Below are 26,282 nucleotides of genomic sequence, written 5' to 3' on the forward strand. Positions count from 1 at the left end.
GGTCAATATTATCTGCCACAACTCAATGAATTTGTATGGTGCGGTATTATCACTGATTACGGCAGTACAAACATTCCGCCCACACTGGACGCCGGGTGCGACGGTGCGATTAGTGGTTTCAGCGCTGGTATTAGTGGGAAGCGTATTAGTCGCTCTGGCAGCATCACAGAACTTTGTTTCGTTCTTTATTAACTTGATTCTGGCATTGATTGCGGTATTGATTCCGTGGATTGTAATTAATCTACTGGATTTTTATTATGTGAATAAGCAAAAGTATGACGTTGAAGCGATATTTCGTGCAGACGGCGGACGTTATGGATTGCTGAATACCCAGGCCTTGCTGGTCTACTTCGCCGGGATTTTAGTGCAAATTCCGTTTGTTGAGAATGCGTTCTTTTCCGGACCTTATGCGAATTTAATACCGGGTGTGGATATTTCCTGGATTATCAGCCTCGTGGTAACCTGCATTGCCTACCCACTGTTTCACCGAAAAATGGAACCCATACTCACACGGGTTATTGATCGTGAAACTTGAAGTAAAAGTATCTTTATATTAAAAAAGGGTATAGATAAACATAAAAAAATATGTTGAGCCTTCTCTATCCAATCAGGAAAAAGTTGTCTGGTTTATAATAAAAAACCTAACCGAATTAATTCGTAAATAACCATGATCGAGGACCTGGATGACTGCATCCTAAAATGGATCTACTCGTATAGGTGAAGGTACAGATACGTGATAAATAAATTCCATGCAATTTCTAAAACTAAACAGAAAAGAGCGATTTTGTAGAGCGTGCAGGATAATAGCCATAATAATAGGGTAGTATAAAAGCACCTTGAATATTTTATTGCCCTCGATTATAACGCCTCGAGCTTAGGTGGGCTGACAGTAAATTTTATTAAATATGAACTCTATGTTTAAAATTAGTCAGGCCTTGGATTATTTATAAATAACTAAAGAGACGATCATCAAGCAATTGATAACAAGTTAGTTTCAAATGACTGATATAGTCTCATTATATTTAACAAGATATGTAAATTGCCAATAGAGTCATGCGTCAAGAATCACCGCTATCTAACCATATTTATGGCAATGCCTATACTCTGAGTTATCCTCATTAATTAGGAAAGGAGTAAGTATGTCCTGTAAAATTCGCACTATACTTTTTACCGTTAGCTGTGTTTCTGCTTCGGTTTTCGCCGCCCCAGATCACACGTTACTCATCCGCCAAGGTTACCTATTACCCATGACAGTCAACGGAAAGGATCAGCCCTCCACTGACATACTGGTGCGCAATAATCAGATAGTAAAGATTGGCAAAAATCTCGTCGCCCCTGACGCTAAGGTAATAGACGCACGCGGTAAATATGTCATGCCGGGGTTTGTCGATGCGCATAATCATTTATGGGTCACCACTATGCGTGGTCAGTTCAGAAACAAGCAGGGAAAATTTTTTCCCGTCAGTAACAAGTTAGCAAAGGGGATGCAGCCGTATGATATCTGGCAGGCAATGTATACGGGTTCGCTAGAACTGCTACAGTCAGGCGTCACTACGACGGGCGACTTCTTTGATAACATCCGCGGTCCAGCCTGGGGTGATGCTGGCTTCAGGGCGCTGCAAAAGAGCGGCATTCGCGCCATCATGTATTACGGTGGTCCCGATAAAACCACTAAAAACATGATTGATTTGGCGCACCTGGCGGAGCTCCAAAAGCAGTCAACAGATCGAATTCAACTCGGGCTTGGCTGGCGAATCCCTAGGGACTTATCCAGCCAGCAGAACTGGGCAATGCGGGATAAAGAATACAGGTTTGCTGTTCAACATAAATTGCCGATTCAGGTACATGTCAGCGGAGATGCCCGCGCAATGTTCGATGCACTGACAGACCGTCAATACTTATCGACATCACTGACGGTGGTACACGCGAGCGATGCACTCCCGCAGCAGTTGAACGCTCTGCAGAAAGCAGGCGGTGCGCTGGTCTTAACACCGATCAGCGAACAACGCGTCGGTTATGGGCTGACGCTGCTTAATCATTTTAAAAGCGTTGAAAAGCAGGGTCTTGGCTTAGACGGTAATGCCTTGTCTGGCAGTGCTAACATGTTTGAAACGCTTCGCACAGCAGCGCTGACTGATAGTGGTGAAGCAAAAGATGAAACACTTCCAGACCCACGCGCGCTTCTGGCGCTGGCCACTCGCCGCTCAGCTGAATCGATAGGACTGGGCAACATAACCGGCACACTTGAAGAAGGTAAGCGTGCTGACATCCAGATAATTAATCCCAACACATTGAACATGGCAGGATTTGGCGGTGGCGATCCAGCTGCGCTAATCGTCTACTCGGTTCAGCCGGAAAATGTTGAGACGGTCATTGTCGACGGCCAAATCATCAAAGCGGATGGAAAACTGCAGGGTGTCAATCTGGAAGAACAACTGAGAGCGGCTAACGCATCAGCAAAAAGGCTTCTGGAGCAAAGTGAGTTGTAGCTATAGCGATGCCGGCTAAAGTTGCGCACATAAGATGATTTACCTATCAAACTGAGAGGCATATTGCCTCTCAGTTGTGCAGGGAAAGGGCCATTGCATGTGATACCCCCGAAATCGATATTCATTTCTTATCCAGATCGACAGGGGTACAACGGTGAATCCCCATTGGGCTGATGCTAGCCAACTCTCCCTGCTAGACTGATGCAAACTGATTCGTAGAACCAATCTGACCACCTAGGTGTCGGGATATTACTGGTGACTGAGTTGGTTAATTTCATGCTTTGTTGAGTAGTGAAAACCCTCCTTGTTCCACTACCTAGCTCCTTTCTTACACCCCCTTCAAATCAAATCCGCATTATAAGACAGCACGTTTTTGAGTCTTTTTGAATCATTTTTATAAGAGTACTGGGTCTTTCTTATGTTCTGATGCCACACGCAACGCTATTTTGAGATTTTTTTAGATTGCATGATTCATTTCAAGATTTATTTGAAACAAAAATTCGATTTACGTCTCAATTTTGATCTTCTTCCATTGTTTTGTGTGTTTAGAATGATCTATTTTGTCTCTATTATGATTCGTTGTGTTTCATAGATAGACAAATTGCCGCAATAGTGGTGTTTCATAATAACAATGGTAAGAAAGTGGAAGAAGACGAAATGAAAAAATCTGTTTGGCTCCTGGGCGTTATCGGCGCTCTGGTAACATTAGCGGGGGTCGCGCTGGCAGCAGGCGGTGCGTATCTCGCGGTTCTGGGGGGAGCTTGGTTCTATTTGTTCGCAGGGATCCTTTTGTCCATTACTGGTCTCGGGTTGCTGTGTAGGCGTTACTATGCCTGGCCGGTAGCGATCGCGCTGGTGCTTTACAGCGTGATATGGGCCTTCTGGGAAATTGGCGGCGACTTCTGGCAATTCCTGCCACGCGTGACGGTATTTCTCGGCATCGGCATGCTGGCATCTCTCTGCGTGCCGTGGTTGACCCGAAAAAATGGTCTTCCAGTACCAAGAAAGTCTGCTTTCACCATGGCAGGTGCCTGCTTCATTGCACTGGTGGCACTGATTAGCGGCATTTTTTTCCCACACGCGGAAGTCACCGCTACGGGCGAAGCCGCGCAGGTAATTAATCCTCAGGCGGGTCACGAAGGTGGTAACGACTGGTCAGCCTGGGGGCGTAATACTCTCGGCGAAAAATATGTCCAGTTTGATCAGATCAATAAAAGCAATGTGAAGGATTTGAAAGTCGCCTGGACCTATCGCACTGGAGATATGGCCGTAGATGGTGCCGAATATCAGGTCACCCCGCTTAAAGTGGATGAGACTGTTTATCTGTGTACACCGCTGAATAAGGTTATTGCCGTTGACGCCACAACAGGGAAGGAGAAGTGGCGTTTCGATCCGCAACCGAAAGTCTTCGAAAGTAACAAGGGCTGGAAGCGTTGCCGCGGGGTCGGATATGCGGATCTTGACCAGTTGTCTGCAAATAACCCGAATACCGTCGGGGTTGCCGCAGCTGCAGTTTCTACATCTGCCACCTGTCGTAAACGTATCATTGAAACAACTATTGATGCGCGCATAGTGGCCGTGGATGCCGAAACGGGGAAACTGTGTGAAGACTTTGGCAACGGTGGCTACGTAGATCTCACGGAAGGACTTCCCGCTGATGCCAAAGGCGGTCAGCAGGGCAGCTATAACGTGACCTCTGCACCACTGGTGGCTGACGGCGTGATAATGGTTGGGGGCCGTCTGAATGATAACCTTACCATTGGCGAGCCTGGCGGGGTAGTACGTGGATATGATGTGGAAAGCGGCAAAATCCTGTGGGCATGGGATGCGAAGCGTGGTGCCAGTGACAGTAGCCCACTGCCAGCCGGCCAGACTTACCCGATTGAAACACCTAACTTCTGGGGAACCGCCGCGTACGATCCTAAACTGGGTCTGGCCTATTTCCCGACCGGCAACCAGACGCCTGACTTCTGGACTGGCGATCGCCATCCGTACTCAAACGAGTATAACGATGCCATCGTGGCCGTTGATCTGAGAACCGGCAAGGAGCGCTGGCACTTCCGTACTGCCAACATTGACCAGTTTGACTACGACGTCTCTACTCAGCCAATCCTGTATGACATGCCGCAGAAAGATGGCACTACCATTCCGGTAATCATCCAGGGCACCAAACGCAGTCAGATCTTTATACTGGACCGTCGTACCGGCAAGCCGGTTTACCCGGTAGAGCAGCGTAAAGTACCGACTGATGCGATGCCGGGGATGCAGGTCGCGGAAACTCAGCCTTATTCCGCGCTCTCCGTCGGCGTCGATCGGCTGAAAGAGTCTGACATGTGGGGAGCCACGATATTCGATCAGCTTTATTGTCGCGTTCAGTTTAAGAAACTGCGCTATGAAGGCGAGTGGACACCGCTTTCTGACAAACAGGATACGTTGATCTGGCCTGGCTACTATGGCGGTCAGAACTGGGGCAGCATGGCGATCAACCCGGCTACAGGAACCCTTTTCATCAACGACATTCGTATGGCGATGGTGGGTCGTTTCCTGTCTCGTGAAGATGCAGCTAAGGGCGGTCTGAAACCATCAACGGAAGGCGAATATTCTGAGCAGAAGGGCACGCCGTGGGGTGTGGAGCGCGGTATGTTCCTGTCACCACTGGGTACGCCGTGTTTTAAACCACCGTTTGGCTCACTGACCGCCGTCGATCTTGCCAGTAATAAGGTTAAGTGGCAGGTTCCGCTTGGTGGTATTCAGGATGCCCCGATCCACAACAGCTTCTTACCGAAGGAGGGCGTTGTACCGAACCTGTATATTCCGTTAGGTATGCCTAACCTCGGTGGTCCTCTGGTGACCGCGGGCGGACTGAGCTTCTTCCACGGAACTCTGGACTATTACCTTCGCGCGTTCGACAACGACTCCGGCAAGGAAGTCTGGCGCACCCGCTTGCCTGTCGGCGGCCAGGGAACACCAATGAGCTACATCGGTAAGGATGGTAAGCAGTACATTGTGGTGGTGGATGGCGGTGCAACCCGTACCGGTACCAACAAAAATCGCGGTGATTATGTCATTGCCTACGCCTTACCCTGATTTAGTTTTAGCTTAAATAGTCTGTTAAATAGCGCTCTGTAAATACAGAGCGCTTTCCAGGCAATGATAAGAAGATTCAGTTTCCGAAATAACGATCTTATTCTCTGAATAATATGGTGATTAAAATGCTGACCTCATTACATGGTATATCCACCAGTCACGGTAATTTAATAACGGATGTGCGCCTCGCTAAAGAGGCAGGATTCGACGCGCTCGAAATATTTTACCCTAAACTGGTTCGATATCTTGAAAATGGTGGAACGACTCAGGATATTAAACGAATAATTGCTGATAATGGACTTTCAATTTCTTTCCTCAGTGCACTGGACAGAATTGAGCGGCATGAGGTCAGTGAGAAACAGCAGTTGCTGACTGAAGCGGAAAAGATCACCCGTGAAGCCGTTGAGTTGGGCACCGACACCGTCATGGTATTACCGCGTAAAGGTATCGACCATTATTCAGATGAAAAGATCATGGACATCATGAGCGAAAATATTTCTGCGATAGCCTCAATCGGTGAACAGCATGGAATTCGCTACATGATCGAGCTGCCTGCTTTCACCAAATTCCGTACGCTCGCCCAGGCGCGGGAGGTGATCCGCCGCATCGGTAAGAGAAATGTGGGAGTGGTCGTAGACTTTTGGCACTTCTACGCCTCTGGCGCAACGCCCCAGGATGTAGCTGCTATGGATAAAGATATGATCTTTGGCGTGCATTTCGGAGACGGACGTGTGCCACATAATCCACAGGAACCCTGGGATGAAACGGTATTACGTGACTGCATACCGGGAGAAGGGGAAATAGATCTGCGCGCCTGGTCAGAAGCCGTTAAATCAACCGGATATAACGGAGCCTGGTCAATTGAATTAATCAGCCCTCGACTGTGGGAACGCGACCCAGCTTTGTTAACAAAGGATTTATTATCCTCCATTAAAAAGTACGCTTTTTAATTTATACAACAACAGATTATAGGTGTTAACGATCTTCTTAAACTAATCACTTCTGATTGTTATCACCTTTATTACTCCTGTATCCATGAGTGACTGAGAGAATAATATGAATAATCCGATCACAGCTCCGCGCTTACCTGTGAGGGTGGCCATCAGTCCGCTCTCGTGGGCAAATGAAGTGATAGAAGAGTTTGGTAAACATGCCACGGCAGAATTATGCCTGACGGGCGCATGGGCGGCGGGTTATGAGGGCGTTGAAATGAGCCGCTTATTTCCCCGCAGTCCTGACGAACTGAACACATTGCTGAGCAGTTATGATCTTTCCCTTGCATCCGGCTGGCACAGCGGCTTCCTGGCCGAGCGTAGTGTGGAGGAGGAGCTGAGCGCGGTTCATGAGTTCGCCACGCTGCTGCAAAAAACCGGTGCCCGGGTGATGGTATATGGCGAGTGTGCCGCGATGGCGGCAAACGCACTGGACGTGCCCATGTCCCAGCGCCATCGTTTAACTCCAGGACAAATGGCAGATTATGGTGCGCGGTTGACCGAGTTCGCCCTAGAGCTGACCGAACGCTACGGACTTGCAATGGCCTATCACCATCACCTGATGATGGTAGTTGAAACTCAGGATGAGATCCGCCAGCTGATGGCAGCAACCGGCGACGAAGTCGGACTGCTCCTTGACACTGGACATGCCCTGACGGGCGGGTTCAATTACGTCGATCTGATCAGTGAATTTGGCCCACGTATTAAGCATATCCATCTGAAAGATGTGCGTAAGCAGGTACTTGAAACCGTGCGCAGCAAAGATCTCTCTTTCAACGATGCGGTTCGTGCCGGCATGTTCACCATTCCTGGCGACGGTGTGATCGACTTTCGGCCGCTGTTCGAGTTTGTTAACAGCTCAGGATACAACGGCTGGGTGGTGGTAGAAGCCGAACAAGACCCTTCGCTGGAACTCCCGGAAGTAACTGTAGCCAGAGCACGTAACTGGTTCAGCACCATCCTGCCTTCCCGTTTATAACGGAGATCAACACAATGTCTTATCAACACAAGTTCAATGCCCGGTACGTGTATATGCTCTGCCTGGCTGCCTCTGCAGGCGGATTTATGTTTGGATATTCCGAAGGCGTAATTGCCGCTTCGCTGGATTCCATTAAGAAACTTTTCGGCCTGAATTCAGTAGAAACCGGGTGGGCGGTATCCAGCGTTATCTTTGGCGGCGTCATAGGCGCGCTGACTGCCGGGAACATGGCAAATAAAACCGGCCGGAAACCCGTCATGCTGCTCAGTGCAGTCCTGTTTGTTATAACCTCATATTTCTCAGCGGTCGCCGATTCGTTTGTTCTGTTTACAGGTTCGCGACTGATATGCGGTATCGCCGTTGGGCTTGCGGCGACAGTGGCACCGATGTATATCTCCGAGATTTCGCCAGCTAAAATGCGTGGCAGAGCCACCGGCACCTACGATCTTTCTATGGTAGTCGGCGTGCTGGCAGTCTTTACCGTCAACTTCTTGATCGCCCGAGGAATGCCTGAGGCATGGATGCTGGAGAAAGGCTGGAGGATCATGATGGCCGCACAACTGGTGCCATCAGTGGCGATGCTGCTATTGGTCATTTTCTTACCCGAGTCGCCGCACTGGTGTATCCGGCATAACCGCGGCGAGCAGGCAATCAAAGTGCTCTCGCGTATCTATCCAGAATTTCATCAGGAAGAGGCCCGTCAGCTGTTTAAACTGCCTGCTTCTGCGCCAAAAAATTCTACAAGAGTGCGAAAGGGTCCGGTGGCCGACAATCCGGTACTGCGCTATATCATGGTAGTGGGCGTGGCCATTGCGGTTTTACAGCAGTTCACTGGTATTAACGTCATCAACTACTACACGCCAATGATGCTTGAAGGTACGACCACGGACAAAGACATCATCTTTTTTGAGCATATTTTTGTGGCGCTGCTCAATGGTGTTGGCGCATTTATCGGTATGAACCTTTTCGACCACTACGGGCGTTTGCCGATAATGAAGATTGGCACTGTGGGCGCAATCGCGGGACTACTGATCGCTTCATGGGGTTTGTATTCCACTGATGTCGGATATATCGCCATTAGCGGCATCCTGATCTTTACGCTTTTCTTTGGGATGGGCTGGGGCGCAGGTGCCTGGGTGATGATCTCGGAAATTTTCCCTGACAGGATCCGTGAATTCAGCATGGGACTGGCCGTGGGACTGATGTGGATCAGCAACTTCCTTATCACTCTGGTATTTCCCATCGTTAACGACAACGCCTGGTTGCAAGAGCAGTTCCATGGTGCGTTTTCAATGTGGATCTTCGTAGCGTTCAATATAGTCTGTTACTGGTTCCTTTCACGATATGTCCCAGAGACAAGAGGCGTAGCGCTTGAAGATATTGAAAAAGTGGCGGAAGAGAAAATGTTGAAAAACAGACTGGCTGTACAAACGAATAAAGTTTAAAGACTCAGCGACTGACGAATATTACTCGCTTTCGTATTAAATCATAATAACGAAAAGCGAATGATATCACGGATCGATTTGAGCATGTAACTCTGTTCGTATCATCTGCCAGATGAGCATTTATACCGTTTGGCAGATGACTTTAGCCCCAGTTATTTAAGACAGGAAAATTCGCACCACCTTAAGAAGTGAAAATTACCGGTAGAAAGAATTCAAAAAATCGTTTTAGCTTTACACATTAAAAATTCCATTTCCTGAGATTGCGCTCGCGCCTGAATTACCTATTCTTGCAGGAGAGTTAACGTCACGACCGAAACTTTCAATCTAAGATGACATTGTCCTAACATTAATTGAAATGAGCAGTTAATAGAAAAAACAGTTTTTTAGAAATGTCTTTTAATTATATACAACGAAATATTCTCAAAAAAATATTTTGATAAAGAAGGAGATTCGACATGATCAACAAAGATTCAAATATTAATGTAGCACTCATTGGGTACGGGTATGCAGGCCAATATTTCCATGGCCCATTAATCAGCGAGACTGAGGGGTTACATCTAAAGACCATTGTTTCAAGTCAGATAAAAAAGATAAAGGCAGATTCATCCGACGTGACAGTGGTTGGTTCTGCAGAAGAGGCGATTAATGACAGAAATATTGATTTAGTGGTTCTAGCAACACCAAATGAAACCCATGCCTCACTTGCAGAAATGGCCATAAAAGCAGGGAAAAATGTGGTCGTAGACAAACCTTTTACCTTAACACTTCACCAGGCTCGTCACTTACAAAGCTTAGCCCATGAAAATCAGGTTTTGCTTTCTGTTTTTCATAATCGTCGTTGGGACAGTGATTACCTTGGCATTAAAGAAGTCATTGAAAGTGGTAAACTCGGACGCGTTGTACATTTCGAATCTCACATTGATAAATTTCAGCCACTCATCTTAGATCGCTGGCGTGATAAGAACTTACCTGGCAGTGGATTATGGTTCGATATTGGTCCTCATATTACCGATCAGGCATTGCAGTTGTTCGGACTGCCGGAGAGTATTCAGGCCAACATTGCCGGTCTGCGAGATAACGCTGAGATAGATGACTGGGCACATGTTGTTTTGAATTATGCAAAACATAAAGTCATTTTAAATTGTACAATGCTCTCCGCGGGTGGCGTTTCACGTTTCACTGTACACGGGACAAAAGGCTCGGTGACAAAGCGAGAAGCCGACAAGCAGGAAGACCAGTTGGTCGCAGGGATCAGACCAGGAACTCTGGATTGGGGAGTTGACAGCGATGACCTAGCACTGTTTGATGCAAATCTGAACGTAACTTCACTGCCGTCTCCAAGAGGCGATCAACGCCAGTATTATTTTGCCATCCGTGACACACTACTCGGTATTCGTGAAAACCCAGTTCCCCCTTTGCATGCCATCGCAGTAATGGCAGTTATTGATGCCGCATATTCTTCTGCAAAAACCGGTTGCACCGTAGAGTTACCTTTGACTACTCCTGAAAAGGAAAATTGGGTATCAGTTTCTTGAGAAGATATTTTATTTTTAAAGAAAATAATGGATGGACTACACGGCGAAAAAAGGCGCCGTGGATGCAGACTATGTTTACAGTAGGTTAAAACAGGACTTTTAGCCCCTATCCGAATGTCGTAAAGATGCCCTGGCTGATTCTGGAGTTCCCCCCATCAAGATTAATGAATCAACAGAGATATCCTGGTAAGGTTGCTGATTCTGGCAACCTGCCGCTCCCAAGTCAATCCTGACTGATTATTCATCTGGTCTCTGCGCATTGTGGGTAAAGATTCTGGCTGATGTAGTTGTTCGATGTATCATTGCAAAACTGAACATCCATCAGCGGCAGGGACCTATTTCGTTCGGGCAACTCTGTCAGAACCTGCAATAGGTCATCACTTCCAATGCCGATAACATAAATAAATATTTAAGGCATGAATGAGTCAGAGTGCTCAGTGTGTTTTTCTAGATGGAAGGGGAGGTAGTTAAACTCCTTGTAACGCAGGCGTGGACCAACGTCCATAAACGTAATTAGCACCATTGCGCGTTCAATTATTTCGTTAAGCGTATTACTGAACGAAGCATGATATCGGTTTACGTTAAACGAATTTTCTGCGGTGGGATTATTAATCACTTGCCCATTATGGCATGTTTCACTCTCAGTCAGACCACCTAATAAAAACAGGCAGTTTCCGGTCAAAAAGATAATTCTGTCGTTATCGCGAGTCAATTGAGGATTTAAAAATTTTTCACCCTTGAAAAACAAGCTCAATTCCGTTTTATGGATGTCCCTGATGAATTCACCGTTAAGATGCTTTCTGATGAAGGCCCTAAACCCCATTTCCTGCTGTTCATCAGAGATGAGATTTATCTGTCCCGGGACAATATATATTTCGGGTGAACAGTAAGACAGGTCACTTTTTAACTTTTCGGCTAGTGCCCAGCCCAGATCCCGGTTATCTATGCCAATGTAAGCTTGTCTGTGACTTGAAGGCAGGTCAGAGAACATCGTAAGCACTTGAATTTTATTGGAAACTTTCGCCAGTTTTGAACAAATCTCTATATCTTGCGCGCTGATTATTATAATGGCATTGAATACGGCGGTACCGGTAATAATTTCGGTCAGGTGCTGCTTGATAGAATCCTTACTGCAGCAATATACCGTAAAGCAAATCTCCTTATCTGCAGTGAAAGGGTTGGCATTATTGAACCCACCGGCAATATGGTATGCCGGGAATCGCGTTGAAACATCTATCAGGACTACAACCTGGAGATGGTCGTGGGTATGCACATCTGCAAACTGGGTAAATCCGAATTTCCAGGCGTTGCTTAAAATACGCCTCGTCTTTGAGGCTGATACATTTGCCCGGTTTTTCAATACACGGTCGACTGTGCTCACACTTACATCAGACAGACGGGCAAGATCGGTGAGCATGTTTCTTTTAGGCATTTGCTGAACAAACCTCTTATATCAATCAACCTTACGGCAACCCGTTCTCAGAGAAGGCTTCATGCGCCAAACTAGCTGACCTTAAATGAAAATTGACTTCTTGTCTGTCCCTTCAGACACATGATGTAATAGTGATCATTTTGATAGTTTTTGCAATTTAAAATGATCTTATTTGTGTCATTAGTTGATCGGCTTCACACTAGTAGCAAGAAAGCGACGCATGCTATTTTTCATAAAATTCAGTGTGATATTATTCAGAGGATTGTGTAATTGCTCAGCCAAAACGATGTCCACGAAATTTGGGCTTCAAATTACTCTCTTAAAGAGAAAAATGACATGCTATCTGGAGGCATTTTGCCTCAATCTGATAGCCTGGGACTTAAGCTCTTAAATGAGTTAACATCCGATGAATGAACAAGTTACTGCAGGCAAATGTTAATGAATCGCAAACCTACGATGAAAGAGCTTGTTGATGCAACTCAACTCAGTAGAGCGACTATAGATCGCGTATTGAATAATCGTCCTGGTGTAAATCCCAAAACCATAGAAGCTGTTCAGCATGCATACTCAGCCCTTCTTGTAGAGGCTGCAGGCTCGGTTCATGTACCTAAAATTCAGACATCCAGTGTATTTTCTGTTGTTGTGCAGGCAGGTGATGAGTACAACGCATCTTTGAAAGCTGCTGCTGAAAGAATTCAGGAGGGATTAGGATCGAAAGGGATCACCCTTCATGTCTGTTGCTGCTCAGATGTGGACGACGGCGAAGTCATCAGGTTGCTGAACACTCAAGCTGAGCGTGCCGATGGTATTGCGATTGTAGCTAAAAATACTCCCGCTATTAATGCTGCCGTGCACAAATTGAAATTAAATGGCAAACATATCATTGCCTTGGTTAGCGATATTGAACCCGATGTCAGAGATGCTTATGTTGGCATAAATAACCGAGCTGCAGGGCAGGCTGCAGGATTTATTCTGGGAAGGCATCTGCAATATTGTACTGATGCCAGTGTTGCTGTGATCGTGGGGACTTTGTCCTACAGTTGCCATGACGACAGAGAGATAGGATTCAGGGCACAAATCCGGAAAACCTTCCCGACGGTGAGTGTATCGGAAGTTATCTCTGGAAATGACAATACACAGCAAACCTATGATGCTGCAATACAACTCCTGAACAATGTTAGAAACATTCGTGCAATTTATAATGTTGCAGGAGGGAACGCTGGGCTTGCTGCCGCGTTGGATGAATTCAAAACTGAAATCCGCCCCATTTTAGTTACTCATGAAGTAAATGAAGTAACCGAAAAGTTAATCATTAACGAAAAGATTGACTACATAATATCTCAGGACATGTCTCAACTGTTAATCAAGACAGTTGAAAAACTTCAAAATATCAAGGAGGGGAATGAGTATGGAACGCATACTTTCCTGCCTATTGAAGTGATAACCAGGTTTACGCTCCCCACAGGTATGTAAGTATAAAAATCATTTTATTACGTGATCACGACATTCAGGTTTTGCTTCCTAGACAGTATTGAAAAGGGGAGGATAACGGGTGCAGTATAGAGACTGCATGCAATTTAACATAATAAGTATTTCGCGAATTAACACTATTACTGCAAAACGCTAATGTCGTACGGAACAATTCACAGATGTCGTCTCTGAACTAATCTTAGATCTCCTCAGGCTCAGCTCAGGATGCAGACTTTATGTTGGTGACCATGACAGATAAAGATCTATACCGGCTCGGCATCATTCAGCGCGTTCACGATCACACTCTGCTGCAGCGTGAAGCTGCGCGGCTTCTCGAACTCACCGTCCGTCAGGTTCAGCGTGTTCTGCGGCGTTATCGTGAACACGGCGCGGCATCGGTTGTATCAGAACGTCGCGGGCGTCCCGGCAACAACCGCATTCCTGACGATTTACGCTGCGCCGCTTTGCATCTGATCCGTCAACACTACGCCGATTTTGGTCCTACTCTGGCCACCGAGAAGCTTCTGGAACGACACGGCATTCCGGTTTCCGTTGAGACTGTCCGCAACTGGATGATTTCAGACGGACTCTGGCGGCCTCACTCACGAAGACAGGTACACATCTATCAGCCGAGACACCGGCGCGACTGCCTCGGCGAACTGGTTCAGCTGGACGGCTCTCACCATGCCTGGTTTGAGGACCGCGCACCGAAGTGCTGCCTTCTCGTGTACGTTGATGATGCGACCGGTCGCCTTATGCACCTGCGCTTCTGTGACTCAGAGTCTGCGTTCGATTATATGACGGCAACGCGCGAGTACATTGATGTTCATGGTAAACCCGTCGCATTTTACAGCGACAAGCACGCCGTTTTCCGCGTTAACGGAACGGACGCTCGCCGCAGTGGCACCACGCAGTTTGGCCGGGCGCTGCGCGATCTGAGCATTGAGCTTATCTGCGCCAACAGCAGCCAGGCTAAGGGGCGCGTTGAGCGTGCGAACCAGACGCTGCAGGATCGGCTGGTCAAGGAGATGCGGCTGAATAATATCAGCTCCATCAGCGAGGCGAACCGCTGGGTAACCGGCTTTATCGATGACTTTAACCGCCGCTTTGCGCGACCGCCAAAGTATCCGAAGGATCTACATCGTCCGTCAGGCCTGTCACCGGATGAACTGGACGATATCTTTGCCTGGCAGGACCTGCGGAAATTATCAAAATCGCTGACTTTTCAGTACGATAAAATGCTCTATCTTATTGAGCCCTCAGATGCAAACACCCGCATCGCCGGTGAAAAAGTCACCGTGTTTGAATATCCTGACGGCAGGATCAGCTTCCGCTATGCTCACCGGGAGCTGAATTATCAGGTTTTTGACAAGCTGGCCTGTGTGGATCAGGGGGAGATCGTCGATAACAAACGTCTTGGCGCCGTACTGCGCCTGGCGCAGGAAAAACAGGATGAGCAGGAAGCAGCCGGGAAACGCTCACGCAGTAAAAAGATGCCGCGCCGAATGGCTCAGGAGCGTGCACTTGAAGCGCTGAGGGCAATCAATCCGGTGCTGGTGAACCCTGCGGACTTTGTCTCAGACCTTAAACGCTGACGCCCTCACCCTGCCCGCTTCCGCGGACACGGCGCCTAAGGGAGGAAAAATGACTCAGGAAAAAAAGTAATGACCCTGCAGGAGCAACTTCGGGCCGACCTCATTGAAATGTATCTGGCAGGTCACGTCACCGCGGCAGAAGCTGCGCAGTCCATGGAAGTCTCTACCCGACAATGCCGGCGTCTGGTCAGCCGCTACCGCGAATCTGGTCGCACTGGCGTGATAAATCTTCGCCGGGGAAAACCCAGCAACTATCAGCTGAACGCAGAGCTGAAATCTCAGGTGGTGAAGCTTATTCGTACACGCTGCCGGGGCATGAGTCCGACCGGGGCATGGCGCTTACTCAACGCAGGCTTCGGGCTGAGCATCTCAAAGGAAACCGTCAGGAGGCTGATGATTGCCGAGAAAACCTGGGTAGCCCATCAGAAAGATAGTCTTTGACCAGCCAGACTCTGTCCATGTCCCAGATGACACTTTAACTTAGCCAGAAAGGCGACATCTTAATAATGGATAGACAAACACTGAGGGTCCAATTTGATAATGTCACTTTTGAGATGCGGATGTTTTCCTGGACTATTATGTTGTGATCCCCAGATGAGTCCGGTACTTTACCGGACTCATTGCACCTAATGATATTTTGATCCGACTCTCGTTATACCAGCGTATGTACCTGTCCAGGAAGCACATAAAATCTTCCAGCGTTGTGCCCGCCCAGTTTCTGCCATAGTACATTTCATTTTTGACCCGCCCGAAGAAGCCTTCACACGCCGCATTATCCGACGAGCAACCTTTGCGCGACATGGACCTTATAAGACCCGATGCGTTGATACGATCCAGCCATCCCGGCCAACGATAATGGCTGCCTCTGTCGCTGTGTATCACCGGCCTTTCATGTTCTCTGAGCGTATCGATCGCCTCATCCAGCATGGCATTCACCAGTTTTGCATCTGGCCGTGTTCCTATGGTCCAGCTCACCACTTTGCCATCAAAACAGTCGATGACTGGCGACAGATAAACCTTGCCGGCCGGAAGCTGGAACTCGGTTATATCGGTCAGCCACTTCTCATTTGGCCTGCATGAGCGAAAGTTTCTGGCGAGAAGATTTTCAGGTGCCTGGCCGATTTCTCCGCAGTAAGCGCTGTAACGGCGACGCCGTGCACGCTTAACTATCAGCTGTTCTTCAGCCATCAGCCTGCGGACAACCTTTTCTGAGATGTACGTGTTGTTTTTACGGAGCATCGCGTGGAGACGCCGGTAACCATAGCATCGGTAATTTCCCTCAAAGATCTTTGCCAGGGTTATGCGTATTTCCGCATACTTGTCATGCAGACGAAGGTCCGCTTTGTGATAAAAATAGCAACTTCGTGCGAGCTGCAGAGCACTGAGCAGTTCAGCAACTGGATAACTTTCCTTTAGGGCATCAACGAGTTGGTTTTTTTCCCTGTTCTACAGGGTCAGGACGCTGATGCCCATGTCTTTTTTTATCAGTTCATTCGCTTTTGTCAGGATGTCACGTTCAAGTTGTAGCTGATGAACCTGCTGTTTCAGCTGAATTATTTCATCGTGCAGTGCATCCTGCTGCATATCCGGAGGAGCTGGTTTTCGTTTACGCATGGACTGATAAGCCTCATCGTCGATCAGGTCTTTCTTCCATTTGTACAGGACCGGAACGCTGATACCTATCTTTTGTGCAACTTTAAGAGCTGTTCCACGGCGGGTGCAGAGCTCACGGACAGCCTGGATTCTTTCTTCCTGGCTGAAGCATTTATGTGTGTTGGAGCGAATAATCAGGGGCCGCCGTCCCGGATAAATCTCTTCGATCCAGCTCTTGAGCACTTCGTTGCTGGGATAGCCAAAAGTGCGGCGCGTATAGGCTAGGCAACCGCCATGCGTAAGGTAATGCTCGACCGCAGCGACTTTCTGCGCGTGTGAATAGCGTTTTCTGGGTTTTAATTCCCTGGGTAAGTCGCCGTATTTCTCAAAAATCCGAACCCACCGACCAAGCTGTTTAACGGACGGATAGCCCAACTCCCTGACAACAACTGTCAGCCTTTTTCCATATCTGAAATAAAGCTCCACAGCCCGGATACGATCTTCATATGAGTGCATGAATTATCTCCTGATGGTCCAGGAAATCGTCCACACCACCAAGCCGGTCATCTCTGCTTAGCTTTAACATATATATCATTGATTTAACGGTGATTTTATTTTGTTTTTAAGTTTCCACAGCCACATCGTGGCATCGACTTAGAAAGCAGATACAGAAGTTCCTGCTATGAAATTTAAGTATGTGATCACAACAGGTCAAAAATGTGACCGGCTCGGCATGGCATCGCTCCACCGGTCTGTTCACAATAAGGTCGTGAACATGCGATCTAAACGCCCTCGCATTTCTGCACGCTGATGCGCTTCAAACATTTTTTTAAGCTTAATCGAGATCATGCTGTCAACGGGCACCGTTAACTCACCGTTTGCTGCCATCTGCATCAATTCTTTTACCAATATAATTGCGATCTTCCAGAATGCCGATGATCACTGCGGTTCCCTAATCACGCATGCCTTCGACCTAATCAGATAATGCATCACCACCGATGATATCGATCAGTAAATCGACTTTATTACCGCCCTGCAGATCACGTACTTGAGCGCCCGCCTGCCTCTCGCCCACTACGATGGCTTGATCAAGGCCGGACTGGTGTAACCTCTCAAGTGATTCCACTCGTGTTCCGGTAACGATCAGGCGTGCGCCCATGCGTGATGCCAACTGAACGGCGCCGACTCCAACACCACACAAAATCAACATGGTCTGGCCGGCTTGCAATTTACCCAGAAGGTAAGCCCATGCAGCGGTACCCGGTGCAACTGGTATGGCGGTCGTTACGCCTTCGAGTATAGAAGAACAGTTATAAGATGAAACTGTACGACATGCTGCATAAGCGCCACGCCAGTTAAAAGTGGCCGCGTTTGTCCCGGAACCAAGCCATGGACATCGCTGCCGGTCGCAAGAATCGTGGCCGCAGAAGACGTTTTTTACCATCTACCGGGGACAGTGTACTATTTCCCATGTATAGTGGTTAATTTACCCGTTACAGTGTATCCAGACCCTCTCAAAGCCCCGAAAACAATGACTTAACGAGGGTCCTATTCTTGATTGATCTAAAGTTGATCCTTTCATGATCTTACTGTTTGATCTATCCAGTGAATAACCATCGAAACGTTGTAGGCAGACTCAGATTTTTCAGTTTTAATGAAATCAATCAGGACATTGAGGCAAGCACTTTGCCTAATGTAAGGAAAAAATTTCTACTTGGTTGTAAGAAGACATCATAGAATGATTAGCCAATATATGATTTATATGGATTTATTAAAATTTATGCACTTCACAGGAGTTAAATAACGATAATAAGAAGATTAATGGTAGAGGGAGGTTTTTTTAATTTGTTGGATGTGTCTTTCTCTGATGGGCTAAATGTGCTTGTTGGAGGCCGCGGAGTAGGTAAAACTTCAATAATAGAATTAATCAGATTCGCATTAGGCATTCCTAATTTGTCAGATTCAGCATCTAGAGATTCTTCTATGCATGCTATGTCCATACTACAATTATCAGGAAGAGTATCAGTTGAAGCAGATATAAATGGACAGACAGTAACAATTTCAAGATCAGCCAATGAAGCAGCCCTACCTTTGCCTTTAATTAATAAGCCAATTATATTTTCACAGACAGAAATAGAGAGCATCAGCTTAAATTCCTCAGGCAAATTGAATTTAATAGACAGCTTTGGAATAAATATAGATCCTGAAAGAAAAAGAATAAACTCTATTAAGAGGGAAATTGAATCTCTACATTCTGAATTCATTGTATTAAGAAAAGAATATGATGATGCTCATGAGTTAGCAGCGGAAAAGCAAAAGCTTAAAACTAAAGAACATGAGTTACTTCAACAACAAGAAATGTTTTCTGATAACAATCAAAACTTAAATGAATATCAGAAAAATTATACTGATATTCAAAAGCAACTTGATGTGATAAATTTAGAAATCAATAATCTCGGCTATATATTAAACATATTTGAAAGTAGGGAAAAAGAATTAACCAATATTAAACCTTTTAATAAGATTGTTGTGAACAATGCCTATGACACTTCTCCTTTCTTTGAAAAAGTTAATAACTTCATAAATATACAAAATGAAAAGATAGAACAAATCATACAATCGAATAAAGATATTCTAAATGAAGTACAGTTAAATTTATCTAAACTACATGAACAAAAAACCCCTATGGAGGAGACTGCAAGATATTATAGAAATGAAATAGGAAAAGTCACTGAGCAAGCTGGAAGCCTATTGGTACAATTGCATCATATTAAATCTGAAATTGTCACCTCTACCGGATGGGAGAATGTTGCAGCTAATAAATATGACCAAATGCTTATTACTTACAATAAAATACAAGATTCATTAAAAGAGTTAACTTCACTCAGAAAAGGAATTTACCTTAAAAGAGAAGAAATAGTAAATAATTTAAATGCATCTCTCAACCCAATGGTGAAAGTGGACTTAACTTATTCGACAGACACTTCATCTTATATGGATTCTATTAAGTCAACCCTTAAAGGGTCTGGATTAAAGTATAATGAGATCGTCAATGAAATATCCAATAAAATAAATCCACAATTCCTGTTTTATTATTGCTTTACAGAAAAATATAATGAGTTTGCTGAGTTATTATCTATACCTCTTGACAGAGCGACACGATTGCTCGGGTATCTAAAGGATATGGATATTGGAGAAATTTTAACTGCCGAAATCAATGATGAATTGAATTTTTTCTTGTTTGATAAAGGTTCTTATAAACGAGTTGAAGAACTTTCAATAGGTCAGAGATGTACAGTAGCTCTGTCAATAATACTTGAAAACAAGAACAGAGGGTTGATAATTGACCAACCAGAAGATCACTTGGATAACGAATTTATAGCTAATACGTTGATTAAATCCCTTGACGTAAGATCTGCTCACGCTCAAACAATACTTTCTAGCCATAATGCTAACATACCTGTTCTTGGTAATGCAGACAGAGTGATTAATTTAGAATCAAACGGAAGGCGTGGGTTTGTAAAACATCAAGGGAGTATTTTTGAAAATGAGATTAAACAAGCCATAGAATCGATAATGGAAGGTGGAAGATCGGCATTCCAGCATAGAGCTATGTTCTACTCTGGAGACTGAAATGAACTTTAAGGAATTAATAGAGAATTTAGATGAAAAAACTCCTGATGAACAGGTGGAGATCTTATCGGCAATATCTAAGCGAAGTGATAATAAAAAAATAATTTCCGATATAGAAGGGTCTTTGAAATATGTCTCTTCCCCATTCATCAGAAACGTTCTTACTGGTATTGTTAAATTAAAATCAGAAAAAATAAAGTCAGTTGGAGCACGAAAAAAAGTTACGCAATTGAATTTTTTTGATGCGGATTTAGATCTTGAATCAATAAAAAGTCAAGCAGTTATGTTAAATATTGGGCAAATGATTCATGAGCTAGAGCCCATAATAGGTTCTCTTAAAACTAACGCTGAAAATGAGATTGAAAATTTCGAGACATCAGAAACTTACAGTGATCTAAAACTTCTTGATGAACTCATGAAAACCTTTGAATCTTGGCAATTAGTAGAACAAGATCCGGATTATGAAACAATTAATGTTAAAGATGTTATTGATTCGACGCTTTCACATTTTAGAGATAAATTTAATGCCGATATAATACTTAATGTTTCAGAAAGTGTTTACTTCATAACTGATCGTTCACTTTTCCATATTATTATCTCGAACGCCATAAGAAATTCCATTCAGGCTACTCCTGAGGAGGACATAGAGAATTTACCCATTATGATTAGTGCTGGGTTAACAGACATAAGTTTCTGGTTGAGCGTTATTGATCATGGAAATGGTTTGAGTGAGCCTGTGGAGATACTGTTATCATCGGGATATACAACTAAAATCGGGAATAAAGGTTACGGTTTAGGTATTATGGAAAAGGCAGTAAAAAGTTTAAATGGAAAGTGGGATTTAAAAAATGGTACTGTTCGCGGAGCAGAGTTTTTTCTTGAGCTACCTTTAAGGAAGTGAAGGTGAATCTATTACATCTCGAAGATGACGTTTCATGGTTTGAGCGTTCTGTAAAACCGCACTATGAAAAAATTACTGGGTTAGCTTTTCAGCATGCTAAAAATACTGAGTCAGCTCAGTTGATTCTTTCACAGAGTGGTATAGATTATGTAGTACTTGATTTATCAGTTCCTGTTAATGATAACGGTGACTCAAATATGAGTCATGGTCTTTCTTTTGCGATGTTTGTACGTAATAATTATCCAGGAACACCCATAATCATTTTAACTGGTCAGTCAACGCAGAAAGCTGCCCAACGTTTTGAAGAGCAAAACACGTTTGCAGTTCATTGGGATGGAGAGAGTAAGAATCTAGTCAAGTTAAGAAGGAAAAGCGATCTAAATCATGTCATTAAGCTTTTAAAATATGAGACTGAATGCCTTAGGGTGTTGGATCAAATTGAGCTTGATTATGATGCAAGCGTACTCCAATTAAGTCGATTTCAAAAAAGAGTAATAAGACTTTTTTCTTTTTCAAATAATGCAATCGCAGCTACAGTACATCCACTGACTGGTGGACTTTCATCAGCGAAGGTTTTAAAAGTTGGATTATTAAATGCTACAGGGAAAATAATTCATTTAGCATTAGCTAAGGTTGATAATTTTAACAAAGCAGATAATGAAAAAAATAACTATACCTCTCATATAACAAAGCTTTCAGTAGGTTGTTTCCCCACCTTTATAAATGAGTATTCTGCCGGATGTGGTTCTGTAAAAGGTGTCTTCTTCCAGTTTGCAGATAAATATAAAGAAAACTACTTTGATTCTTTCATCAAGGGTGATGATTCATCATTTGAAACCATAAGTCTGATTAAGTCTTTATTCTCCTACTGGAAAGATAATACAGAACTAAAAAATTTATCAATTGGTGAGGTAAGGAAAATAGTTTGCAACGATGAGAAGTTCATTAATAAAGCATTTAAATACCTGAATGAATATGAAGATAGTATTAAAGAGCTTGAACTAAAATATGTTAATGTTAATTTTTGTATACAGCATGTTGATCTACACGGATTGAATATTCTACTTGTTGAAGATAAAAGAAGTCTACCGCTAATAATTGATTACGGTGATGTACAAAAGGCACCCGCTGCATATGACATTGTCACACTTGAATTGAGTCCCTACTTCCACCCTTATATTGTTGAAAAGTTGAAATTAGACTTAGCACCTCTTGATGCTTGGTTCAATGATAGTGTTGCTCCAACACTCGGACGAAACCCGGAAACATCACGATTTTTGAGAGCTTGGGCAAGGGAAAATGCATATTTGAAACAAGATTATGCTGCTTGTGTTTATGCATATGCCGTTAAACAACTCACATATGATGATACAGATAAGCGTGCGGCTCTAGCTCTTATTCAAGGTGTTTTGCGAGTGTTCGATTGATTTTTTTAAGGTAAGTGTCTTAATAGTGCTTACCTTCTTTCTGATTTTTTATTAACAGCGTGTCAAGGGAAAAAGGGCTTCAGTAAAATCCCAGCGATCGCCGGAGGAAAGCGATCTACGGCAGGACAGAAGAAATGAAGGCGGTAAAACGGATAAGAGATGCAACAGACGTCAGGAGCATAGTTTGTTTTTTGATAGCATGCCTGATGCTCACTCCTGCAGCATCAGGCAGCCTGTTGTCACCGGAGTGTCTGCGCAATGTTAAGCTGATTTGATTTCCATGGATTGTGAATAGTTCTCAAGAGTGGTAATGAGCCTTTTATTTTCCTGTTCTACCCAACCTGTAATAGAATTAACTGTAAGGTTATCTAGTGTCGAATTTTCTTTTCCTTTTATTTGAACCGGGATATAAGTCCCGTTAGACAAAACGAGCTCAACCGTGGCTCTTACCCCGCGTGAAGTACAGACAGAATATATGTAAGCGTCTCCGGATAAAGCTCTTGCCTTGTAGGAGGCAACGCAGTGCTTCATTTCCCTTCCCTCGGTTATGAGAGCATTCACAGAGGCGATAAACTTAATACCTGGAGCAGGAACCAGGCTGGGTTCTTCAAAGAAGATATCCTGCTGAATATATTTGGTGGTTTCCAGAAGTCGATTTGACCACTCATCATGTAATGCCCTAACCTCCTCCCGGCTCCGGCAATCGAGCACTATACTGGTCGCTTTCTTTATCCCGATATTTTCACCGATCCTGATGCTGTCCTTAACTGTATGTTCGATTGAGGACATCCCCGGTTTATAGTCCCTCAGATAAGGTTTACTCTGGAGAGTCAGTGACTTCAGCAGCTGAGAGCCTGCGAGGATGCGGTAGCGAAGTGACAGATATAGCTCCTGAAGTGATATGACCTCATGATGCTTATAGGCATCCATAATTTCATCATTGCCTAGGGAGCGTGCCAGCCATCTGAGTTCTTCCCTCCTGCCGGATAACAAGGCCGTTTTCTTCAGTATTCTGACGCGATTTTCGGTGGATGGTATGTCATTCAGCCAGGAAATTAAATGGCGCCTTTTCATTCTGGACAGATATTCGTAAACGTGACCACTTTGCGAATAATAATTCTGCAATACCATGACCCAGACCAGATTCGGGCAGTCGCTGAAGAGTTCCATCAGGGTTCGGCTTGATAACAGCGAGTTAAATAACTCAACCTGTGCATCCACGTATCTCAGTTGATATATCAACTCATCATCAGGCTGTCGACCAAGTAGATATGTCAAATGATTAACGGCATCCCGACCCATCACATCAACATTAAATAAAGGGATCCCACAGTCCATTTCACGGGACTGAAAATTACCTTCATGATAAATATCGGAGAGAATAAGACCATTCTCGATATAAACATTAATTGCAACGTTCAGAACAGGTGTAAAAGAAATGAATAATTTCTCCTTCAGTAGATACACCTTCATGCCACCTCCTTTTGAAGCATGTCTATATTTTCTCTTAACTCAAGAATCAGTCCATTAAGCTTAATGTGCTCTTCACTGGTAAAGCTTCTTGAGAAGTTTGCCCGTGTCACTTCTAACTCCAGCAGGCGTGTTCTGGCCATGACAAGGCTGAGACTGTTCATACTTTCAATCGCTGCATTGCCCTTGCGTGTCAACTCACCAATTTCAAGCTCGAAAAAACCAAGTTTAGCCTTAGCAGTGTTGCTGTCTGCCATGCGTCTTAAAAGGAGATTGATCGGCTTAAACATTATCACCATGCAGATAATAGAAGCGGCGGGCCAACTCAGAAATAACTGTAGAATCTGGATAGTTTCACTCATGAAATAAGTATCTACTGGTTTTTTTTGAATGATTGCTTAACTGATAAGTGCTGTCAACAGCACCTAGAACGATTAACATGATTAATGATATCTTTGAAAGGCCATGTCATCACTGCGTCCGCGAATTGTGGAAACCGGATACGCAGTAAAAATCTCTGTTCGACGACATCTGCGCCGCCCGGGGCATGCTTTATTTCCTTTGCCAACTCGTCAGGTAAAGCTAGAAATGGGAAAAGGATACGGGTGGGAGCCTGCAGTTTCACATCCATCAGTTCAGGCTCAACATCAGCCACGCGGTCCTTCACAAACGTGACATGCACTTTTACAGCTCAGAGGACATGAATAATGGGTTGTGCTGAACCCTGTGATCGGCAATGATGATTTTTTATCGGGCGCCCTGCGGCAGCATCAATGCGGATATAAATAATGACAGATAATAAAAAATCTCCGGCGGATATTTCGGCTTCACTGCAGTCACTGGCCAGCATGAAGAGCCTCAGTAACACCCTCGCCCTCTCAGAGAACCCTTTTAAAATAAGTAACCGGTATGCGGAGCTGATAAAGCAGGCGCAGGTTGTTGCGTTTCCGGGCGAACTTTTCAGGAATAGCCACCTGATGGGAGATTTAGCCAGAACGGTCAGTGAACTGACCATTACACGCAAATTCCCGGAGCCTGACTTCCGCACGAAGATGGCATTACGCGCAATCGAGGATGTTAAAAACAGTCCAGCACTTAAATTTACAGAGGCTATGAAGGAATTAAACGCATTACGCTCGGACAGTATTTTTAAAAACTGGCTGGAAATTCGGAACAGCCATGCTTTTAATATCATTTTGGATATCCAGAAGGAACACGGTGAGCGGGTAAATTCGCTTCTCAAGAGTATCGGACAAATGTCTGAAATTTTTCCTTCAAAGCTTGTCAGTGACAAAATGCTGGAAGGCATTATCGGTAAAAGTACTTTACCCGACTGGGGTAAATTGGCACGTCTAAGCATACCTGCGCTAAGTATCAACCAGCAGGAAAGAGCTTTCACTGCAGTCAGCGAAATCTTTTCGAATCACAGCGCCTATTTTTCTACGTTTACGACGGACGCCGTCAGATCTGTTAAGACAGACGAAATAGAACAGATTGCCAAATGGGTGGAAAGTGAGCCTGACGCCGGAAAGCAGTTCATGCTGCTCCCCACATGGCTTAAGTGGGTGGTCCTCACCATACTGACCCATCTTTTTTTGCCTACTCTGGAGGCGATCCGGGACGACGTTGCTCTGGAATACTTGAAGAAAAAATGCTTCACTTCCTACTTCTGCGAGAATAAACGTCAGCAGGCAAACATCATTACTACGGATAAGCCAGAAGAACTGAGTTATTCAGATTTAAACAAGTTCAGGCTAGTCACGAAAGATCACGTCAGGCTGAGAAGTTCTCCATCTATGAAAGGCGAAGTCATTGAAACCTTGCCTCTTAACCAGCCGCTGCTCATCATTAACAGAGAGAACAGATCATGGATCTTGATCCGCACCCAGATTAATGGCGAAAACATTGAAGGCTGGATAAACAGGGCATATACCAGAGCTATAATAAAGTAAAGCACCAGTTATCGGGATGTTGTTAATTCCATAAATATACTTAATCAGCTCATGGCATTATTTTTAGGCTGATATCTTCATTCCTTACTTACTTATTAACGTCGATAGAGTGGTGATACTAAAACCTAATAATTTTTTAATGAATTGCGCTTTGGTGGATAATGTAATTCAACATAACACCCGTTATGATCACTCTCATAATCTGCTGATTAATATGCATAAATATCATTTATTGCACCAACTTCAATTTTCCTGATATTCATTCTCCGATGCGGATGTTTT

At 44.7% G+C, this 26,282-nt stretch carries 18 protein-coding genes and 1 pseudogene; 14 read left to right on the plus strand and 5 right to left on the minus strand.

All coding sequences use genetic code 11. The features are described from left to right. From IAE30_RS28000 to IAE30_RS28030, 7 genes are all read left to right on the plus strand, one after another. The coding region (locus tag IAE30_RS28000; protein ID WP_200681432.1) for a cytosine permease at positions 1 to 535 on the plus strand (535 nt) is incomplete at its 5' end. Between the two features lie 604 nt (positions 536 to 1,139). Beyond that, on the plus strand, positions 1,140 to 2,489 hold the full coding sequence (locus IAE30_RS28005) for an amidohydrolase family protein (protein WP_234472889.1): 1,350 nt from the start codon (positions 1,140 to 1,142) through the stop codon (positions 2,487 to 2,489). 657 nt (positions 2,490 to 3,146) lie between these two features. Further along, positions 3,147 to 5,576, plus strand: coding sequence for a membrane-bound PQQ-dependent dehydrogenase, glucose/quinate/shikimate family (locus tag IAE30_RS28010; RefSeq protein WP_200681433.1), 2,430 nt, complete (start codon positions 3,147 to 3,149; stop codon positions 5,574 to 5,576). Positions 5,577 to 5,701: 125 nt separating this feature from the next. Beyond that, positions 5,702 to 6,526, plus strand: coding sequence for a sugar phosphate isomerase/epimerase (locus tag IAE30_RS28015; protein WP_234472890.1), 825 nt, complete (start codon positions 5,702 to 5,704; stop codon positions 6,524 to 6,526). A gap of 106 nt (positions 6,527 to 6,632) precedes the next feature. After that, positions 6,633 to 7,547 carry a myo-inosose-2 dehydratase gene (gene iolE, locus IAE30_RS28020; protein WP_200681435.1) on the plus strand — a complete coding sequence of 305 codons (915 nt, stop codon included), beginning with the start codon at positions 6,633 to 6,635 and terminating at the stop codon, positions 7,545 to 7,547. Positions 7,548 to 7,561: 14 nt separating this feature from the next. Then, on the plus strand, positions 7,562 to 8,992 hold the full coding sequence (locus IAE30_RS28025) for a sugar porter family MFS transporter (RefSeq protein WP_200681436.1): 1,431 nt from the start codon (positions 7,562 to 7,564) through the stop codon (positions 8,990 to 8,992). A 458-nt stretch (positions 8,993 to 9,450) separates the two neighbouring features. Then, positions 9,451 to 10,527: an oxidoreductase gene (locus tag IAE30_RS28030; RefSeq protein ID WP_370585642.1), complete on the plus strand. Its 1,077-nt coding sequence runs from the start codon at positions 9,451 to 9,453 to the stop codon at positions 10,525 to 10,527. Between the two features lie 409 nt (positions 10,528 to 10,936). On the opposite strand, the gene IAE30_RS28035 is transcribed toward IAE30_RS28030, so the two are convergent. Beyond that, positions 10,937 to 11,959 carry a LacI family DNA-binding transcriptional regulator gene (locus tag IAE30_RS28035; RefSeq protein WP_200681438.1) on the minus strand — a complete coding sequence of 341 codons (1,023 nt, stop codon included), beginning with the start codon at positions 11,957 to 11,959 and terminating at the stop codon, positions 10,937 to 10,939. Positions 11,960 to 12,397: 438 nt separating this feature from the next. On the opposite strand from IAE30_RS28035, the gene IAE30_RS28040 reads away from it, so the two are divergent. The 3 genes from IAE30_RS28040 (at position 12,398) to IAE30_RS28050 (ending at position 15,465) form a co-directional block, all read left to right on the plus strand. Beyond that, a complete protein-coding gene (locus tag IAE30_RS28040) occupies positions 12,398 to 13,432 on the plus strand; it encodes a LacI family DNA-binding transcriptional regulator (RefSeq protein WP_200681439.1) in 1,035 nt (344 codons plus the stop codon). A 245-nt stretch (positions 13,433 to 13,677) separates the two neighbouring features. Next, positions 13,678 to 15,024: an ISNCY family transposase gene (locus IAE30_RS28045; RefSeq protein WP_200538898.1), complete on the plus strand. Its 1,347-nt coding sequence runs from the start codon at positions 13,678 to 13,680 to the stop codon at positions 15,022 to 15,024. Positions 15,025 to 15,093: 69 nt separating this feature from the next. Continuing rightward, positions 15,094 to 15,465, plus strand: coding sequence for a helix-turn-helix domain-containing protein (locus tag IAE30_RS28050; protein WP_200538883.1), 372 nt, complete (start codon positions 15,094 to 15,096; stop codon positions 15,463 to 15,465). A gap of 135 nt (positions 15,466 to 15,600) precedes the next feature. Here IAE30_RS28050 and IAE30_RS28055 read toward each other — a convergent pair. Together IAE30_RS28055 and IAE30_RS28060 are read right to left on the minus strand one after the other, a co-directional pair. Beyond that, positions 15,601 to 17,133: pseudogene (locus IAE30_RS28055) on the minus strand (IS3 family transposase). Positions 17,134 to 17,590: 457 nt separating this feature from the next. After that, positions 17,591 to 18,061, minus strand: coding sequence for a zinc-binding dehydrogenase (locus tag IAE30_RS28060; RefSeq protein WP_200538881.1), 471 nt, complete (start codon positions 18,059 to 18,061; stop codon positions 17,591 to 17,593). Between the two features lie 377 nt (positions 18,062 to 18,438). Here IAE30_RS28060 and IAE30_RS28065 point away from each other — a divergent pair, with 377 nt between their 5' ends. The 3 genes from IAE30_RS28065 to IAE30_RS28075 are packed head-to-tail and all read left to right on the plus strand — an operon-like array spanning position 18,439 to position 22,578. Then, positions 18,439 to 20,250: an AAA family ATPase gene (locus IAE30_RS28065; RefSeq protein ID WP_200681440.1), complete on the plus strand. Its 1,812-nt coding sequence runs from the start codon at positions 18,439 to 18,441 to the stop codon at positions 20,248 to 20,250. 1 nt (position 20,251) lies between these two features. Further along, positions 20,252 to 21,151 carry a HAMP domain-containing sensor histidine kinase gene (locus IAE30_RS28070; RefSeq protein ID WP_200538879.1) on the plus strand — a complete coding sequence of 300 codons (900 nt, stop codon included), beginning with the start codon at positions 20,252 to 20,254 and terminating at the stop codon, positions 21,149 to 21,151. Between the two features lie 2 nt (positions 21,152 to 21,153). Next, complete coding sequence (locus IAE30_RS28075) at positions 21,154 to 22,578, plus strand: hypothetical protein (RefSeq protein ID WP_200538878.1); 1,425 nt, start codon at positions 21,154 to 21,156, stop codon at positions 22,576 to 22,578. A gap of 261 nt (positions 22,579 to 22,839) precedes the next feature. Here the strand turns inward: IAE30_RS28075 and IAE30_RS28080 are convergent, their stop codons facing one another. Next, positions 22,840 to 24,051 carry a PcfJ domain-containing protein gene (locus tag IAE30_RS28080; protein WP_200538877.1) on the minus strand — a complete coding sequence of 404 codons (1,212 nt, stop codon included), beginning with the start codon at positions 24,049 to 24,051 and terminating at the stop codon, positions 22,840 to 22,842. Beyond that, a complete protein-coding gene (locus IAE30_RS28085; protein WP_200538876.1) occupies positions 24,048 to 24,410 on the minus strand; it encodes a hypothetical protein in 363 nt (120 codons plus the stop codon). The genes IAE30_RS28080 and IAE30_RS28085 overlap by 4 nt, the downstream gene beginning before the upstream one ends. 426 nt (positions 24,411 to 24,836) lie before the next feature. Here IAE30_RS28085 and IAE30_RS28090 point away from each other — a divergent pair, with 426 nt between their 5' ends. Further along, complete coding sequence (locus IAE30_RS28090) at positions 24,837 to 26,000, plus strand: SH3 domain-containing protein (RefSeq protein WP_200681441.1); 1,164 nt, start codon at positions 24,837 to 24,839, stop codon at positions 25,998 to 26,000. The last annotated feature ends 282 nt before the right edge of the window (positions 26,001 to 26,282 follow it).

The organism is Pantoea sp. S61 (genome assembly GCF_016625145.1).
Classification (GTDB): domain Bacteria; phylum Pseudomonadota; class Gammaproteobacteria; order Enterobacterales; family Enterobacteriaceae; genus Pantoea; species Pantoea rwandensis_B.